This window comes from Paenibacillus sp. JDR-2 (assembly GCF_000023585.1).
Lineage (GTDB): Bacteria > Bacillota > Bacilli > Paenibacillales > Paenibacillaceae > Pristimantibacillus.
On the sequence record NC_012914.1, the window covers coordinates 6,682,957 to 6,700,320 of the forward strand.

General features: G+C 51.2%; 18 protein-coding genes and 1 riboswitch. All 18 genes read right to left on the reverse strand.

Annotated features, from left to right (window positions below; genetic code table 11):
* Positions 1–30: 30 nt before the first annotated feature.
* Complete coding sequence (atpB, locus tag PJDR2_RS29310; protein ID WP_015847365.1) at positions 31–795, reverse strand: F0F1 ATP synthase subunit A; 765 nt, start codon at positions 793–795, stop codon at positions 31–33.
* Positions 795–1,205 carry an ATP synthase subunit I gene (locus tag PJDR2_RS29315; RefSeq protein WP_015847366.1) on the reverse strand — a complete coding sequence of 137 codons (411 nt, stop codon included), beginning with the start codon at positions 1,203–1,205 and terminating at the stop codon, positions 795–797. Before PJDR2_RS29315 ends, atpB begins: the two co-directional genes overlap by 1 nt.
* Entirely contained in the window at positions 1,205–1,480 is a 276-nt protein-coding gene (locus tag PJDR2_RS29320) for an AtpZ/AtpI family protein (RefSeq protein WP_015847367.1), read from the reverse strand. Before PJDR2_RS29320 ends, PJDR2_RS29315 begins: the two co-directional genes overlap by 1 nt.
* A gap of 188 nt (positions 1,481–1,668) precedes the next feature.
* Positions 1,669–2,817: a non-hydrolyzing UDP-N-acetylglucosamine 2-epimerase gene (gene wecB / locus PJDR2_RS29325; protein ID WP_015847368.1), complete on the reverse strand. Its 1,149-nt coding sequence runs from the start codon at positions 2,815–2,817 to the stop codon at positions 1,669–1,671.
* Positions 2,818–2,957: 140 nt separating this feature from the next.
* Positions 2,958–3,587 (reverse strand): uracil phosphoribosyltransferase, encoded by a 630-nt coding sequence (upp, locus tag PJDR2_RS29330; protein WP_015847369.1) that lies wholly within the window; start codon positions 3,585–3,587, stop codon positions 2,958–2,960.
* A 170-nt stretch (positions 3,588–3,757) separates the two neighbouring features.
* Positions 3,758–4,720 carry an ABC transporter ATP-binding protein gene (locus PJDR2_RS29335; RefSeq protein ID WP_015847370.1) on the reverse strand — a complete coding sequence of 321 codons (963 nt, stop codon included), beginning with the start codon at positions 4,718–4,720 and terminating at the stop codon, positions 3,758–3,760.
* Positions 4,717–5,724: an ABC transporter ATP-binding protein gene (locus PJDR2_RS29340; protein WP_015847371.1), complete on the reverse strand. Its 1,008-nt coding sequence runs from the start codon at positions 5,722–5,724 to the stop codon at positions 4,717–4,719. Before PJDR2_RS29340 ends, PJDR2_RS29335 begins: the two co-directional genes overlap by 4 nt.
* Before the next feature lie 11 nt (positions 5,725–5,735).
* The gene (locus PJDR2_RS29345; protein WP_015847372.1) at positions 5,736–6,674 is read right to left on the reverse strand and encodes an ABC transporter permease; all 939 of its coding nucleotides are present in this window, start codon (positions 6,672–6,674) and stop codon (positions 5,736–5,738) included.
* A 3-nt stretch (positions 6,675–6,677) separates the two neighbouring features.
* Complete coding sequence (locus PJDR2_RS29350) at positions 6,678–7,610, reverse strand: ABC transporter permease (protein ID WP_015847373.1); 933 nt, start codon at positions 7,608–7,610, stop codon at positions 6,678–6,680.
* Positions 7,611–7,800: 190 nt separating this feature from the next.
* Positions 7,801–9,444 (reverse strand): peptide ABC transporter substrate-binding protein, encoded by a 1,644-nt coding sequence (locus PJDR2_RS29355; protein WP_015847374.1) that lies wholly within the window; start codon positions 9,442–9,444, stop codon positions 7,801–7,803.
* Between the two features lie 540 nt (positions 9,445–9,984).
* A complete protein-coding gene (gene glyA / locus PJDR2_RS29360) occupies positions 9,985–11,232 on the reverse strand; it encodes a serine hydroxymethyltransferase (RefSeq protein ID WP_015847375.1) in 1,248 nt (415 codons plus the stop codon).
* Between the two features lie 23 nt (positions 11,233–11,255).
* Positions 11,256–11,858: a TIGR01440 family protein gene (locus tag PJDR2_RS29365; protein WP_015847376.1), complete on the reverse strand. Its 603-nt coding sequence runs from the start codon at positions 11,856–11,858 to the stop codon at positions 11,256–11,258.
* Positions 11,859–11,973: 115 nt separating this feature from the next.
* Positions 11,974–12,432, reverse strand: coding sequence for a ribose 5-phosphate isomerase B (gene rpiB / locus PJDR2_RS29370; RefSeq protein WP_015847377.1), 459 nt, complete (start codon positions 12,430–12,432; stop codon positions 11,974–11,976).
* Positions 12,433–12,532: 100 nt separating this feature from the next.
* Positions 12,533–12,613, reverse strand: a riboswitch (ZMP/ZTP riboswitch).
* Between the two features lie 86 nt (positions 12,614–12,699).
* Positions 12,700–13,278, reverse strand: coding sequence for a low molecular weight protein arginine phosphatase (locus tag PJDR2_RS29375; protein WP_015847378.1), 579 nt, complete (start codon positions 13,276–13,278; stop codon positions 12,700–12,702).
* Between the two features lie 41 nt (positions 13,279–13,319).
* Positions 13,320–13,832, reverse strand: a complete 513-nt coding sequence (locus tag PJDR2_RS29380; RefSeq protein ID WP_049790191.1) for a manganese efflux pump — start codon at positions 13,830–13,832, stop codon at positions 13,320–13,322.
* A gap of 115 nt (positions 13,833–13,947) precedes the next feature.
* Positions 13,948–15,018, reverse strand: a complete 1,071-nt coding sequence (locus PJDR2_RS29385; protein ID WP_015847380.1) for an L-threonylcarbamoyladenylate synthase — start codon at positions 15,016–15,018, stop codon at positions 13,948–13,950.
* Positions 15,019–15,150: 132 nt separating this feature from the next.
* Positions 15,151–15,903 (reverse strand): stage II sporulation protein R, encoded by a 753-nt coding sequence (gene spoIIR, locus PJDR2_RS29390; RefSeq protein WP_015847381.1) that lies wholly within the window; start codon positions 15,901–15,903, stop codon positions 15,151–15,153.
* 496 nt (positions 15,904–16,399) lie between these two features.
* Complete coding sequence (prmC, locus tag PJDR2_RS29395) at positions 16,400–17,350, reverse strand: peptide chain release factor N(5)-glutamine methyltransferase (RefSeq protein ID WP_049790092.1); 951 nt, start codon at positions 17,348–17,350, stop codon at positions 16,400–16,402.
* Positions 17,351–17,364: the final 14 nt, after the last annotated feature.

The window sequence follows — 17,364 nt, forward strand, 5'->3', positions numbered from 1 at the left end:
GACCGCCGGTATTCCGCCGGTTTGAAGCCTTTAATGCTGCTCGCCATGCTCTTCATGCACAATCGCTTGCGACATGTAAACCATCGTAAGCATACAGAATACGAATGCTTGTATTGCACCTACGAATACGCTGAAACCTTGCCACACGACAAGCGCCGGGATACCCCAAACACCCATTCCGAGGATTACGGCAATCATGACCTCGCCCGCGAAGATGTTACCGTAAAGACGCAAAGCAAGCGACAACGGTTTCGATACTTCTTTGATCAGGGACAGAGGCAGGAAGAGCCAATGCGGTTCAACATAGTGTTTCAGGTAATGCTTCGTGTTCAGACGAAGACCCTCGATATGCGTCAGCAGGACAACGATCAGCGTTAGGGCGCCTGTTACTGCAACGTCTGCAGTCGGTGATTTCCACCAAGCGATATGCGCTTCTTCTTCCCCGCCCAAATCAAGGTTCATACCGAAGATTGACGCACCGTGATGCACTTCAGTAACAATACCCAGCGGCAGACCAAGCATGTCGCCGACAAAAATATACATAATCAGGGTGAGACCGAGGATAAGATATGGACGGCCTTTCTTGAGGTCCATAGACGTACCGATAATGTTCTGTACGAATTCGATAACCCACTCCAGGAAGTTCTGAAGCTTCGTTGGATTCGTAACCGAAATGTTTCTCACTGAGAGCCTCGCAAGTACAAAGACAATGATGCTAGTGATCAAAATCATCGCGATAACAGCCAAATCAAATTCGATTCCAGCTACATGAACGGTAGGAGAAATATGATCCATTAGTTATTTTCACCCCTTTCATCGGTAGGATTCGACGCCATCAGCTTTCTTCTGGACAAAAATCCCAGTATGAGTGTTGCCAATTGTGCGACAAATAATCCGGCAACAGTCGCTGAAAGCTGAAACGTGTATGTTTGTGTCGCAATCACAACTGCCAACAACGCGACGCACGACCGGGTGAAAAAGCCGATATTCGTCCTTTTCGTACCTTGCACGGCGGCATTCGCTCCAATCTTCGTAACCTTCCAGCCAAGTATTCTTGCGTTCACCAGGCTAGCTGCTCCTCCGATCATCAGACCGCCCCACCAGCTCTCATACTCGGGCAGAACCGCCCAAGCAATACAGCATAGGGACATGAATAAGAAAGTAACTCTTGTAACGGCTTTCAAGTGGGCCGACAAATCGTCCATTATTTCGCTTTGCCTCCCGCAAACGTCCGAATCAGGAATATAACCGTGATGATGCCTATTGCAAGTCCCGCTACCAATCCGATAATGGAATAGTATTCGGTACCGTTTGCAAGATCGGCTTTATGACCGAGCCAGTAGCCAAGCCCCAGACATGCGGCTAGATCGGCCCCAATAGTGCCGACCAATCCCATTGCTCTCCAAGGGTCGTCTCCGAAACTGCCATGATCCGACTTATTCTGATTTTCTTTGGACGGTTGTTCTTTGGATGGATCCATGCAGAATCACTCCAAAACTCTCATTTATTTTATCGAAGCTGTTAAACTTTTGTCAATTCATTTAAATTCAAACATTTAGTGAACAGCGGCCCGAAAATCCTTATAAATAAAGGATTTTTCGAGCTTCAAACCGTACAGTACCACTGTATGCTGTACATTGCTTATCTAGCAGCTGTCCGCTTCAAAAACTATGAACGTTGTGTGAACGGTTCAGGCCGCTCGTTTGTTCTTCCAAAATGATGTAAAATCGCCTGAACAATACGTACCGAAGCTTGTCCGTCGCCGTAAGGATTGGCAGATTTGCTCATTTTTTCGTACAAGGCTGCGTCGTTCAAAAGAGCACGCGCACGGCTGTATACTGTTTCTTCATCCGTGCCAACCAGCTCAAGCGTTCCGGCTTCGATCCCTTCCGGACGTTCCGTTGTGTCCCGGAGTACCAGGGTTGGCACGCCAAACGATGGCGCTTCTTCCTGCAGGCCGCCGGAATCGGTCATAATCATATAGGCATGAGGATAGAAATTATGGAATTCGAATACATCAAGCGGTTCGATTAATTGAATGCGCGGATGATTGCCAAGAATCTCGTTAGCCGGCTCTCTAACAGCCGGGTTCGGGTGCACGGCATAGACGATCGCTACGTCTTCATGCTCATCGGCGATCCGTTTAACCGCGCGGAAAATGTTGCGGTGCGGCTCGCCCAATGCTTCACGGCGGTGCGCCGTCATCAGGATCATGCGCTTGCCCTTCGCCCATTCGATGACCGGATGGGAGAACGACGGGTCAACCGTATATTGGAAGACATCCGTTGCGGTATTGCCCGTTACGTAAATCGATGCCTCCGATTTGTTCTCCTTGCGCAGATTGCCTGCGGACCATTCCGTAGGAGCGAAATGCACATCCGACAGAACGCCTGCCAGCTGGCGGTTCATTTCTTCCGGATACGGAGACAGCTTGTTCCACGTACGAAGACCGGCTTCAACGTGGCCAACTTGAATTTGCTTCAGGAAGGACGCATAGCTCGCCAGGAACGTTGTCTGCGTATCGCCATGCACAAGCACGATATCCGGCTTTGCTTCCGCGAGAACAGGGTCCAGGCCCTCCAGAACGCGTACGGTTGTCTCGGTCAGCGTCTGGCGGTCCTTCATGACATTCAGGTCATAGTTCGGCTGAATCTCGAAGAAATCAAGCACCTGGTCGAGCATTTGGCGATGCTGCGCCGTTACGCAGACGATCGATTCGATCTGATCGGCATGCTTGTTCAATTCCAGCACAAGCGGAGCCATCTTTACGGCTTCCGGACGAGTACCAAAAATCGTCATTACTTTCAGTTTAGACAAAACGATTCACTCCTAAAATGAATGGTGACTTAAAGAGCTCAATTAAAGCGATTTGTGGCATTCATGCTTCGTAAGCATACGCTTTAAATGAATGGTGACTTAAAGAGCTCAATTAAAGCGATTTGTGGCATTCATGCTTATTAATTCGTACCGAACAGACGGTCACCGGCATCGCCGAGACCTGGCACGATGTAGCCCTTCTCATTCAACGCATCGTCGAGCGCGGCAAGGTAAATATCGATATCCGGATGCGCATCCTGTACCGCCTTTACTCCTTCCGGAGCAGCAATCAGGCACATCAGCTTAATCTGGTCGCAGCCGCGCTTCTTCAGCGAGTTGATCGCCGCAATCGCCGAGCCGCCGGTAGCCAGCATCGGATCGATGACAATCAGCTGACGGTTAGCCGCATCTGTAGGCAGGTTAATGTAGTATTCGGTTGGCTGGAGTGTTTCGTGGTCTCGGACAAGTCCGATATGACCCACTTTAGCGGCCGGAATCAGCTTAAGCATCCCTTCAACCATACCAAGTCCCGCACGCAGAATCGGGATGAGCCCCAGCATGCGTCCGGATACCACCTTCGCTTCTGTCGTTGCGACAGGCGTCTCCACCGTAATGGTATCAAGAGGTACGTCTCTTGTAATTTCGTAAGCCATCAGAGTGGCTACCTCGTCAACCAGTTCACGAAAGTCCTTCGTATTGGTATCTTTGTTTCTAATAAAGGTCAGCTTATGCTGAATTAATGGATGGTCGCATATAACCACTTTGCTCATGGAGCGTAATTCCTCCTGTGTGAATAAGTTATTCCTATAGTCTTGGACACAATCCCGTTTATTATATCACTCTGCCCCCTGCGATGCATCCAGAGTTTTATGGCTATATAACGACGGTTTGTCCATAAAAAAGGACGAAACAGATGTAATCTCTGCTTCGTCCTGTAAAATTATACCGATGCGTAGTGGCAGGAAGCAAAGTGCCCCTTTTTCACTTCGACAAGCTTAGGTTCAACGGTTTTACATTTATCCGTCGCCATTGGGCAGCGGGTGTGGAACTGGCAGCCTGCAGGCGGATTAATCGGGCTCGGCAGATCGCCGGCGAGCACGATACGCTCGCGGGTAGCTTCAATTTCCGGATCCGGAATCGGATTGGCAGACAAGAGAGCGCGCGTGTAAGGATGCGCAGGGCTGCTATACAGCTCGCTGCTTTCCGCAAGCTCAACGATTTTGCCAAGATACATAACCGCAACGCGGTCACTGATATGCTTAACCATCGACAGGTCATGCGCAATAAACAAATAAGTCAGGCCCATTTTGCGCTGCAAATCCTGCATCAGGTTCACGACCTGTGCCTGGATCGACACGTCGAGTGCGGAGATCGGCTCGTCCGCAATAATAAACTTCGGATCAACCGCAAGAGCGCGGGCGATACCGATCCGCTGGCGTTGACCGCCGGAGAACTCGTGCGGGTAACGGGTAGCATGGTCCGGATTCAGACCAACCAGATCAAGAAGATCCTCAACACGCCGCTTCCGCTCGGCACGGCTTCCTACCAAACCGTGGATATCAAGCGCTTCGCCGATAACGTCGGTAATGGTCATCCGCGGATTCAGCGATGCATAAGGATCCTGGAAGATCATCTGCATATCGCGGCGCATTTGCTTCAGCTTGGCGCCTTTCATCTTATAGATGTCCTCGCCGTTAAACGTAACGTTACCGCTTGTAGGCTCGTACAGACGAAGAATCGTACGGCCAGCCGTCGACTTGCCGCAGCCGGATTCGCCAACGACGCCTACGGTCTCGCCTTTGGCGATAGAGAAGTCGATCTCGTTGACCGCCTTCAGAATATTGCCTCCGCCCAGGTTAAAGAACTTGCGCAGATTACTAACCTTTACTAACGGCTCGCTCATACGGATACCTCCCGTTTCGCAGGCTTCGCGTAAGGATGTGCCATCCAGCATGCCGATGTATGCGACTCGTTGCCGTCAACCGGCAGAAGCTCCGGATCGTTGTCGACGCAGACGCGCATCGCTTCGTCGCAACGCGCGCAGAAGCTGCAGCCTGCAGGAGGCTTAATCAGATCCGGCGGCGTACCGTAGATCGGAATAAGCGGCTCGTCTTTTCTCTGGTCGAGACGAGGCACAGAACGAAGAAGGCCTTTTGTATATGGATGCTTCGGATTTTTGAAGATTTCCCATTTCGTGCCGCTCTCGACAACCTTGCCTGCATACATAACGATAACGCGGTCGCAAATATCCGCTACAACGCCAAGGTCATGCGTAATCAGGATAATGGAAGTCCCCATACGCTCTTGAAGATCCTTCATAACGCGCAGAATCTGCGCCTGAATCGTTACGTCGAGCGCCGTAGTTGGCTCGTCCGCAATAAGAAGCGAAGGATTGCAAGCAAGAGCGATCGCGATCATCGCACGCTGGCGCATACCGCCGGAGAATTCATGCGGGTATTGGTTAAAGCGTGCCGCCGGGTTAGGAATGCCTACGAGATTCAGCATCTCTACCGCACGGGCACGGGCAGCCGAAGAGCTCATGCCTTGGTGCTTAACCAGACCTTCCGTAATTTGACGGCCGATCGTCAGCGTTGGGTTAAGCGAGGTCATTGGATCCTGGAAGATCATGCCCATCTCTTTACCGCGGATGCTTTCCATTTCCTTTGGCGTCTTGGACAAGATCTCTTGTCCTTTGAACATAATCGAGCCGCTGGTCATCGCAGGCGGGCTTGGAATAAGGCGCATCAGTGTCTGCGCCGTTACGGATTTACCGCAGCCGGACTCACCAACGATTGCCACGGCTTCGCCTTTGTTTATATGAAAGTTAACGCCGCGTACCGCTTGTACGGTACCGCCGCGAACTTTGAAATTAACACGAAGATCATTCACTTCGAGCAAACGTTCCATAGTTGCACCTCCTACTTTTTCATCTTCGGATCAAGTGCGTCGCGCAAGCCGTCACCGAAAATATTAAAGCAAAGCATGGTCAAGCTGAGTAAAATTGCTGGATATAGCATACGCCATGGATATACAGTCATCGCCTTGATGGCGTCATTAATCAAAGTACCAAGAGACGCGGCCGGCGATTGAACGCCAAGACCAAGGAAGCTGAGGAATGCTTCCGCGAAGATCGCATTCGGAACCGTCATCGTGATGGTAACGATAATGGGACCCATCGCATTCGGGATAAGATGTTTGAACATAATTCGAACCGGATTTGCACCGAGTGCACGCGCAGCAAGAACATACTCTTGATTCTTGAGCTGCATGATTTGACCGCGAACGATCCAGGCCATGTTAATCCAGCCCGTAATACTTAAAGCTACGATAATGGTGAACATGCTTGGTTCCATTACGACAATGAGCAGGATAACAACAAGCAAGCTCGGAATCGAATATAAAATTTCACAGATGCGGTTAAGAATTTCATCGACTTTACCGCCGAAATAACCCATGATGCTGCCCATAATAACGCCGACGATCAAATCGACGATTGCCGCATAAATACCAACCTGAAGCGAGATGCCCGCACCCATCCATGTTCTTGCGAACATATCGCGGCCAAGGCCGTCCGTGCCAAACCAGTGATTGCCGGATGGCGCCTGGTTGGTTGCCTTCAGATCGTTAGAAGAGAAATCATTGCCGGTAAACTGATGGGCAATAGCTTGGCCAAAAATCGCCATCAGGACGATAAGGGCTAATATCCAAAGGCTGATCATCGCCATACGATTGGATTTCAGACGGAACCATGCGTCCTTCCAAGCGGAAATACTTTCGCGGACAACCGTCTCCGTTTGCTTCTCGTCATGGCTCAGTTTTTCAAAATCATTAGGCTGCAGCACAGCTTGTTCCTTCATCGATTAGCCCCCCTTCCTGCTGGTCATCTTAATACGCGGATCCACAAATCCGTAAGCGATATCTGTAAGGAAACGCGCCAGCATCAGAATGACGGCATAGAACAGCGTGAGTCCCATAATCAGCGTGTAGTCACGGTTGGTAATACTGTTGACGAAGAACTTGCCAAGACCGCCGATACCGAAAATTTGTTCAATAACAACCGAACCGGTGATGATATTCGCCGTCATCGGACCGATGTAGGTAACAACCGGCAAAATGGCATTGCGCAAAGCATGGCGGACGAGAATAACACGGCCGGACAAACCTTTGGCGCGTGCGGTTTTCATATAGTCGGCGCTAAGCACTTCCAGCATGCTGGAGCGTACAAGTCGCGCAATAAACGCGGCCGGCAGGAAAGACAAAGCAATGACCGGCATAATAAAGTCCGTCGGGTCATTCAATCCGGCTACGTCGAACCAGCGCAATTTGACGCCAAATACATACTGCAAGAATGGGGCGACAACGAAACTCGGTATCGATACACCAAGTACTGCCAGCAAAATCGTAAAGCCGTCAAGAAACTTGCGGTGGTTAAGCGCAGCAATCAGACCGAACAACACGCCGGCTGCAATCGCCAAAATAATGGCGAAAACACCGATTTGAAGCGAGTAGATAAAACCAGTCTTAATAATATCAACTACAGTAACATACTGTTGTTTCATGGACATCCCGAGATTAAAGTGAATCAGGTTGTTCAAATAATGCAAATATTGAACGCCCAGCGGATCATTAAGTCCATACGCTTCATTCAAACGCTCTTGAATGGCAGGAGGAATGTTCTTCTCACTTTGGAACGGGTTGCCTGGAATGGCCTTCATCAGAAAAAAAGTGGCCGAGGCCAGTACAAAGATCGACACGATCATGAACAACAGCTTCTGAAGCACATAGCGGACCAAACGTCATGGCACCTCCTAAAATGAATTATCACCCGAACAGCCATTTTTAGAGCCATTATGATGATTCATTATTTCGAAAGCCAAGGCTTTCGAAAATTAAAATATTTAAACTTCCGAAAGTTAAAAGTGAAAGGGGATATATGCAGCTATCATTGGCCGCATATATCCCTCAATCCGTGCCGAGCTTTAATTACTTCGCTTCGTAGTATCCGCGGTTGTAATCAATGTCGCCTTTGTAGTCGATAAAGATGCCTTTGAAACCAGGCTTAATCATATAAACTGTGCTGTAGTAGTAGATCGGCATAATCGCGCGAGTACCAATTACAAGCGATTCAGCTTTGGACATTGCTTCCATACGTTTAGCTTGATCGTCAGTGCTGTAAGCTTCTTTGATCAGAGCATCGTATTCTTTGTTAGCAAAGCCAGTGTTGTTGTTACCGGATTTCGACGAGAACAGGTCAATGAACGTCATTGGATCATCGTAGTCAGCGCCCCAACCGCCGCGTGCCACATCATAGTTCAGGTGGTTACGGTTGTCGAGGAATACGCCCCATTCTTGCTTGCTAACTTCGGTTTTGATACCGAGGTTTTTGCTCCACATTTCAGCAATTGCTTCAGCAACCGCTTGGTGCAGTTCGTTCGTGTTGTAAGTTACTTTAACCGTAGGCATTGCAGTCAGGCCTTCTTCTTTCAGACCTTCAGCAAGCAATTTCTTAGCTTCTTCAACGTCTTCTTTGAAGTAGCTGTCCGGATGCTCCGTACGGTAGTCTTCTTTCTCGCCTTTGATACCTGGAGGAACGATACCGTAAGCAGGCTTTTGCTCGCCTTTTGTTACGTTGTCAACGATATCTTGGCGGCTGATCGCCATCGAGAGCGCTTGACGGATTTTTTCGTTATCGTAAGGCTTTTGCGTTGTATTGAACAGGTAGTAGTAGATCGATGCGCTGCCTTGGATTTTGAACTCATCCGGATTGTTTTGCTTAAGCGTCGGGAATTGTTCGTTAGGAATCAAGCCAGTAGGCATACCCGCATAATCCAGTTCGCCTGTTTGATACATGCTCAGCTCTGTATTCGAGTCGTTAACTTCAGAGAAGACAACCTTGGAGAGCTTGATGTCGTCTTTTGCATAGTAGTTGTCGTTCTTAGCGATCGTAATGGAGTTGTTCTTTTTCCACTCGCTCATTTTGAACGGACCGTTGGATACCAGAGTCGAAACGTCAGTTGCCCATTGTTCGTTTTCTTTAACCGATTTGTGAACCGGATAGAATACTGTGAAGGACATCAGACCAAGGAAATAAGGAGTTGGCGCGTTCAGCTCAACTTGCAGCGTGTGATCGTCAACCGCTTTAACACCAACATCGTCAGCCGTCACGCCGTCAGCGGCAGTGTTGTAAGCTTCAGCATTCTTGATGTAGTACAGCTGGTAAGCATAAGCAGATGCTGCTGGTTTCAGGTTTGGATCAAGAGCACGCTTCCAAGCGTATTCGAAGTCACCTGCAGTTACTGGATCACCGTTGCTCCATTTCGCGTCATCGCGAATGGTGAACGTGTAAGTCTTGCCGTCATCGGAGATTTTCCACTCTTTAGCGACAGCTGGTTCAACTTCGCCCTTCTCGTTTTTAAGAGTCAGACCTTCAAACAAACCGTTTACAACAGTTGCGGACACTTGGTCTTGTACCTGAGCCGGGTCAAGGGACGGCGGTTCAGTTGCAAGGTTCATGCGGAACACAGAGCCTTCGCTGCTTCCGGACTCTTGCTTAGGTGTACAGCCGACGGCTACAAGAGCCAGTGCAAGCAGTACGGAAATCATGGTAAAGCCATACTTCTTCGACATTTTACTTCCTCCCCTGGATGTTCTTCTCTTGCTTTCTATTGTAATAATCTGACATTACATAATTAAACAATGCGAGAATTAATACGAAACATTGAATAATTATCAATGAACATATGTTCAATCACCCTGTTTTACAAATGTTCAGGCCAAATTAGTACAAAAGTAATGTTAATTAATATACCATTAACAAATATACATAATTTATAATGATTTGTCACGCCCCAGAAATTACATTTCTAAAATTGTCGAATTATGACGAGATCTGTAGCTTCGTGGAACACGCTTATATAGCATGCTGCAATCGCTTTAACTTAATTCATAAAACCAAGGTGAAACGGCTATCGCGCTGAAAATACCCCTAATTTAAAATCATAGAGAAAAGAGAAACAACGAACCATTCCATTACTTCTATACATGCATAGCGAATTCACTATATCTGTCGTTCAAGAAAACCCTATACATTCTTAGAATAAAAAAAGAGGCTGTTCCCAAGCGGTCGATTCGACCTTTGGGAACAGCCTCTTTGCATAGCGATAAAACTTAGTACTTCATGTTCGGGTAAAGCGGGTATTGAGCAGTCAGGTCGCGAACCATTCCGGTTGCTTTAGCCAACACCGCTTCGTCTTTCGGGCTCTTCAGCGTCATGGCAATAATCTCGCCGATTGTTTTCATTGCGCTCTCGTCCATGCCGCGGGAAGTAGCAGCCGGCGTACCGAGACGAATTCCGCTTGTTACAAACGGGCTTGTTGGATCGAACGGAATTGCATTTTTATTCGCCGTAATACCGATCGAATCAAGAACATGCTCAGCGTCGCGGCCCGAGATGTTCAGGCTGCGCGTGTCAATCAGCATCAGGTGGTTGTCAGTGCCGCCGGAAACGATGTTGATGCCTTCCGCGATCAGCGTTTCGGACAATACTTTCGCGTTGCTTACAACTTTTTGCGCGTATTCTTTGAAGGATGGTTGAAGAGCTTCGCCGAATGCTACAGCTTTTGCTGCAATAATGTGCATCAGAGGACCGCCCTGCGAACCAGGGAATACCGCTTTATCGATCGCTGCAGCCCAAGGCTTGCGGCAGAGAATCATACCGCCGCGAGGACCGCGGAGCGTTTTGTGAGTTGTTGTTGTAACAAAATGCGCATGAGGCACTGGGTTTGGATGCAGACCCGCTGCAACAAGACCTGCGATATGAGCCATATCCACCATGAACAATGCGCCTACGTCTTGAGCGATTTGGCCAAGCTTCTCGAAATCGATTGTACGCGGGTACGCGCTCGCGCCGGCAACGATCAGACGAGGACGGTGTTTGAAGGCCGCTTTGCGAACTTCTTCGTAGTTGATTGTAAATGTATCTTCTTCAACGCCATAAGCAACGAAGTTGTACAAGAGACCGGATGCGTTAACCGGGCTGCCGTGCGTCAAGTGACCGCCGTGAGCCAGGTTCATGCCAAGAACCGTGTCGCCTGGTTTGAGAACGGCAAGGTATACCGCCATGTTTGCTTGCGCACCGGAGTGAGGCTGAACGTTCGCATGCTCGGCGCCAAAGATTTCTTTCGCGCGTTCGCGTGCGATGTCTTCCACAATGTCCACATGCTCGCAGCCGCCGTAGAAACGTTTGCCAGGGTAGCCTTCTGCATATTTATTCGTCAGGACCGAACCCATTGCTTCCAGAACCGCTTCGCTCACGATGTTCTCGGATGCGATCAGCTCGATGTTGTCGCGTTGGCGCTGCAGCTCAAGGCCCATTGCCTTTAATACTTCAGGATCTTGGTTACGTAAGTTTTCCATTGTGAAAAGCCTCCTAAATATGATTATTCGCAAGTTCCTGACGTCTGCTCTGACGCCAGGCCGCTGTCTTCCAAAGTATAAACCGCACGCGCACCGCCAATCAGCTTAGGTCTTGCAAAAGCCATTGTGACATGGGCTGCTCCAATCGACCGGATTGACGGTCTGACCGGAACGGCAACCCGGCGCAGGTGCATGCCGATAAAGGTGTCGCCGATATCGATACCCGCATGTGCCTGAACGGTCTCAACCAGACAGGCATCCGGCAAATGCCGGTATGCATAAGCCGCCATCGAACCGCCTGCTTTCGGAACAGGAACGGCTGCGACCTCATCCAGTCCATACTTGTCCGCCGCCTCACGGGGAAGGACAAGCGCCCGGTTCAAATGCTCGCAGCATTGATAAACCGGATAAAAACCTACATCCTTACGGACCGCTTCAATGCCTGCATAGATTTGAGACGCCGTCTCGACCGTCCCCGAAGTACCGATCCGGCGGCCAAGCACCTCGCTTGTGCTGGTGCCGATAACCAGCAGTTGGCCGGCTCTCAGTCCTCCTGCCGCAACAAGCTCCCTAACAATAATCTCTACGTCAGCTGCAATAGTAATGGTTTCCTTTTGATTGTTCATTGTACATACCTCCTATGAATACAAAGAATGATCACACGAATCGCTTAAGGATTAATTACACCAATGGCCGGTTAATTAAGCGGTTAATGATAATTCTTGCTTCGAAAGCATGGACCTAAGGATGAACCGTATACTGCTGCTCGATTTCCTTCACTTTCCGGACACGCCCAACATGGCGCTCGCCGCTTGAGAACGGTGTTTCCATCCAGATGCGGACAATTTCCTGTGCAAGACCAGGGCCGATAATACGCTCTCCCATCGCAAGCACGTTTGTATCGTTATGCTCGCGGGTTGCTTGTGCCGAAAACATATCATGCACCAGCGCGCAGCGGATACCCGGAACTTTGTTCGCCGCGATTGACATGCCGATACCCGTGCCGCAGATCAGAATGCCGCGGTCAGCCTGGCCGCTGGCCACTCTGTCTGCTACGGGCAGCGCATAATCGGGATAATCCACCGACTGGCTGCAGTCGCAGCCCAAGTCTTCAATTTCATGACCAAGCGATAAAAGAAACGGAACAATTTCATCTTTCAGACGGTAACCCGCATGATCTGCACCAATTGCAATTTTCAACGCAAAACCCTCCTGCTAGTTGTCGAATCATACGGACTTATTATACCTAAAATCCTCAAAAAGACGAAAAAAGAGCATGACATGCTATGAGTAGCATGCTGCTCTTTGCCCAGGCGACCGGCCGTATGTTCCGATGCTCCACCGTGGTTACCCACTTCCGTCGCCAGTTACATCGGAAACCGTCTTTGTTACCTTCATGATAGCTTATTCAACCGTGAAAATCAATCAAATATACGCATAAATCAGGCCTAATTCCGGCATGGAATTTCATCCCTTTTGAAGCATTTGAAGAAGGGCCTTCAGGCTCTCTTCGATTTCTTTGGCGCAGCTTTCATACATGCCCAGCGTTCCGCCGAACGGATCAGCGATATCAAAGCTCGGAATCCGGCGTTCCAGCTCCAGAAGACGCGAACGCTCCGCAGCCGACAGCTGCTGGCCCAGCACCTGCTTCATATGCATTTCCGTATATAAGCGTTCCAGTTCTTCAATGTCGGCCTGAACGGCGGTATCCTGATTGACATATTCCTTAAGCGTATACGCTTTATCCACGGCTTCAGGGAAGTAGTTGAGCAAGCCGCGTTTGTGTCCGGCTGTCATCGTCAGAATGAGGTCCGCCCAAGCAATGGCTTCCCCGCTTAATGCGCGAGACGAGCCCCTATGCTCCACCGATTTGCCCCGCAGCGTTGTAGCCGCATGCGACGAGATCGGCAGACCGTCAATGGTAGATACTCCGGCAGAACGGACTTCCAGCGAAACCCCCTTCTGCCGCGCCATCGTCCTCAGCATGGCTTCCGCCATCGGCGAGCGGCAGGTATTGCCGGTACAAACAAACAAGATGCGCGTCATGCTGCATTCCCCTTTCTGGTATGGCTGATTCCATTGTTGTATTAAAATATAAATAAAAGACCGAAAATGAGCAAGATCGCCCCGCCGAGCGCCTCCCCGTAGCCGCCCAGATTTTCACTGACACGGCGACCAAGCAGAAGTCCCAGAACGGACATCAATCCGCCGAAAAAGCCAAACAATAGCACCGTCAGCAAAATATCGGCCTCGAACATACCCAAAGTTACGCCAACGGAGAAGGAGTCGATGCTGACGCTGAAAGCAAATAAGAACGTTCCGACCGAGGAACGGTAATCCATCGTTTGCACCGTTTCCCCTTTGAGCGAGCTATAAATCATGTGTCCGCCAAGCAAAAGCAGCAGTACGCCTGCAGCCATCGTCGCAACATGGCCAAGCAGTCCGCTGACAAAATGCCCGGCATATATGCCGCCAAGGGGCATCAGCACATGGAATAACGCAATGATGCTGCTTAACCTGAGCACATCGCGCAGGCGAATCCCCTTCAGCCCGATTCCGATTCCTAACGAAAAAGCATCCATGCCAAGCGCAACCGCCATAATGAGCAGTGTCGCGAATTGTCCGGCATGCAAAGTTGCATCAGTCACGCTATCGCCCCCATGTCCACATCCATTCTTAACCAAGATATGCGGACAAGGGGACAAACATACTACTCTATACCCGGACGATTTGATGTCCTGCTGCCTTCGCCAGACGATTCATCAGAGCAAGGCCTATTCCTTCCTCGGAGCAGCCTTCCGCCCATATAAGCTGAATGCCTTCCGAGTCAAACCGGCGGAGTGCTGCGTACAGGTTATGCGCCGCTTGTTCCGGATGCAGCTCGCTGCCGTAGCTAAGGATTAGATCGGCATCATAAGCGGCTGCTCTCTCGTCGAAAGTCAGAACACCGGTCTTCATAGACGTTGTTGTCGAAAGGCTTAGTTGCTCCTGAATGTAACTTACCGCCTTAGCGGGTTCGCCCAGCACAATCCGGAGATCGCCCTCCGGAGCATAATGCGCATATTTCATGCCTGGCGAGCGCGGCGCTTCCGTTACATCCGGATTGGCTGCCGCAGGAGCATCGATTACCGCCTCCGGCGCAGCGCTCCGCAGCTGCTCGGCCGTAATCCCTCCGGGACGGAGAATACGGATTGTATTCGAATCCGGCAGCTCAATAACGGTTGATTCCAATCCGACGCCCGTTGCGCCTCCGTCTACGATGCCGCTGATTTTACCGGCTAGATCTTCGAGCACATGCGCTGCAAGCGTAGGGCTAGGCCTGCCGGAGCGGTTTGCGCTTGGAGCAGCTACCGGACAGCCGGATTGCCGAATAAGGGCAAGCGCGGCCGGATGATCCGGCATTCGGATGCCGACGGTTGTGAGTCCTGCCGTAACAAGCGGAGATACCGCACCTGTGCGTACCGGCAGTACAATCGTAAGCGGACCCGGCCATAGTTCTTTCATCAGCCGCCCTGCAAGCTCCGGATAAGGAAGCACAAGCTCTGCCAGCTGATTTTCATCCGCGATATGCACGATAAGAGGATTATCCGACGGTCGGCCTTTTGCCTTGAATATGCCTTCAACCGCCGTTGTGTTCCGGGCATCGGCACCTAGTCCGTATACCGTTTCGGTCGGAAAAGCAACCAGCTCTCCATCCCGCAGCAGCGACGCCGCTTCCTCCAATTGTCCGGCCAGCGCATCGGCAGAAGCCGCCTCCGCAACCTGCCAAACCTTCGTTGTTGTCATCTCTATCCTTCAATCCCTGCTATTCAGAAGTAATCGTTCATCATCTAACTGCCCCCATTATAGCATATACGCCCTAAAATGAAGAGCAGCGGCCTTGCCCGCGCTTATGCGCTAAGAAGACCGCCGCTTGTATTAAAACAGGCTTTTCAGCCAGTTGATGAATTGCTCAATGATTTCCAACAGGAAAAACTTCGCTTTCGGCGCTTCGCCTTGCTTGTTTTCGTCTTGCGATTTTTGAACGGAAGCTTCGGATTTACCGTCTTTGCTGTCGGAAGCCTTTTCAACTTTCGCGTTATCTTTATGGTCGGATGAAGCCGTTTTTACGGTTTCTGCTCTTGCAGTATCAGCGTCCGGATCGGCTGCTGCCGCTTCGCCGGTTGCAGCATCAATGAAGCACAACGGCGGGAACAGTACGCACCACCAGTTCTGGCCTTTACCTTCGCCAAGCGTAATCAGGAGCGCTTCATAATTGCCTGCCGGATACACTTCGTTGCTGTACATTTTTGTCGGGAACGGAACCTGACCCAGCTCCGCGTGATAACTATAGTCAAATCCGCGGCTTGCCAGTACGCCAGCTACGATACCTTCGATTTCGTCCATATGATCATGCACCGTTTGGCGCGCTTCTTCAATTGTTTGCGGACCCGTAACCCAGCTGTCCATTGCTTTCACGACAGCGTCGCGGACAACACGTTTTACGGCCTGATCGGCAGGCGAGTCCGAATTAGCCAAGATGCGCAGACGAATGGAATCCTGCGGAATAATCGTATCGACCACAGCCGCATCCGTACGCTGCTGCTCCCAGCTCATCACAAGAACAAACAAAACGATAATCAACAAAGCATAAGATTTACGGAAATAAAAAAGGGAATTAGTGCGGTTCATAATAACACAAGCTCCTCTCGATCGCACCCGTCGGTGCATCAGCTTGCGTTCCGGAACGTATCTATCCGTCATTATGTCCGCGTTCCCGGCTCTATAAACCTAGCAGAAAAAATGAAAATGATAGAGTTGTTTTCATAACACAACTTTCAATGTTACGGGGAGCCATCGCGGGCTGATGGGGAGGGAGTAAGGCGCGGGCTGTGGCGGGGGCGTGTGGCTGTAACACGGTTTTTCCGTGTTGCAGCGGGGAATGGCGCGGACGGCGGCGGCGGTAAGCGGCTGTAACACGGTTTTTCCGTGTTGCAGCGGGGAATGGCGCGGACGGCGGCGGCGGTAAGCGGCTGTAACACGGTTTTTCCGTGTTGCAGCGGGGAATGACGCAGACGGCGGCGGCGGTAAGCGGCTGTAACACGGTTTTTCCGTGTTACAGCGGAGTTTAAGCAAAAAAAACACGCTGCCGGCATCGGATGATGCACCAACAGCGTGTTTGAAGAAGTTACTCTTTTGTGCGGACCGCGATGACGTGACGCTCGATGCCGCCATAGTCGGTAATGATACGAATGTCGTCCCATTCGCCGACATTCCGCAGCAGCGCGGCAACGTCCCGGGCTTGGCCCATGCCAAGCTCGAAGGCGACAATACGCGGCAGCTGCGCAAGAGAAGGCAGCTGCCCCACCATGCGGCGGTACGGGTCCAGCCCGTCCGCCCCGCCGTCCAGCGCGAGGCGCGGCTCGTAATCGCGCACCTCGGGCTGAAGGCCCGGAAGATCATCCGCCGGAATATACGGCGGATTGGACACAAGCACATCGATGCGGATGTCCTCCGCATCGAGTGCAGCCCCTGCGGCGCCGCGCTTCGCAAACGGCGCCAGCAGGTCGCCCTGCACGAACGCCATGCGCCCCGCCGCCTCATGGCGGGCCGCGTTCGTGCGGGCGACCGCAAGCGCGTCCGGCGACAGATCGGACGCGCTTACGCGCCAACGCGGACGCTGCGAAGCTAGCGTCACGCCGATGGCGCCGGTGCCGGTGCCGACGTCAACCACCGTCGGCACTTCAGCCCCATCAGGCGGCCACAGCTTATCGGCCGCCTCAAGCACGGCCTCGACGAGCAGCTCCGTCTCCGGCCGCGGGATAAGCGTGGCCGGCGTAACCGTAAACGGCCGGCCGTAGAACCATTCCTCGCCGATGATATACTGCACCGGCTCGCCCGCCGCCTTGCGGCGGATCAGCTCCACCCATTCCGCGGCATGAGCCGCCGGAAAGGGCTCGCCAAAGTCGCGCAGCATCGTCGACCGATCGATGCCAAGCACATGCAGCAGCAGCCGCTCGGCATTGGAGCGCGGCTCCATAACGCCAAGCTCCGCCAAAAACGAAGAAGCCTGCATGCAGGCTTCCCTAATTGAAAACGACGGTGCAAAAAACAACCGTTCGTCTGTATGATCGCTCATCTCTCTAGCGTCCC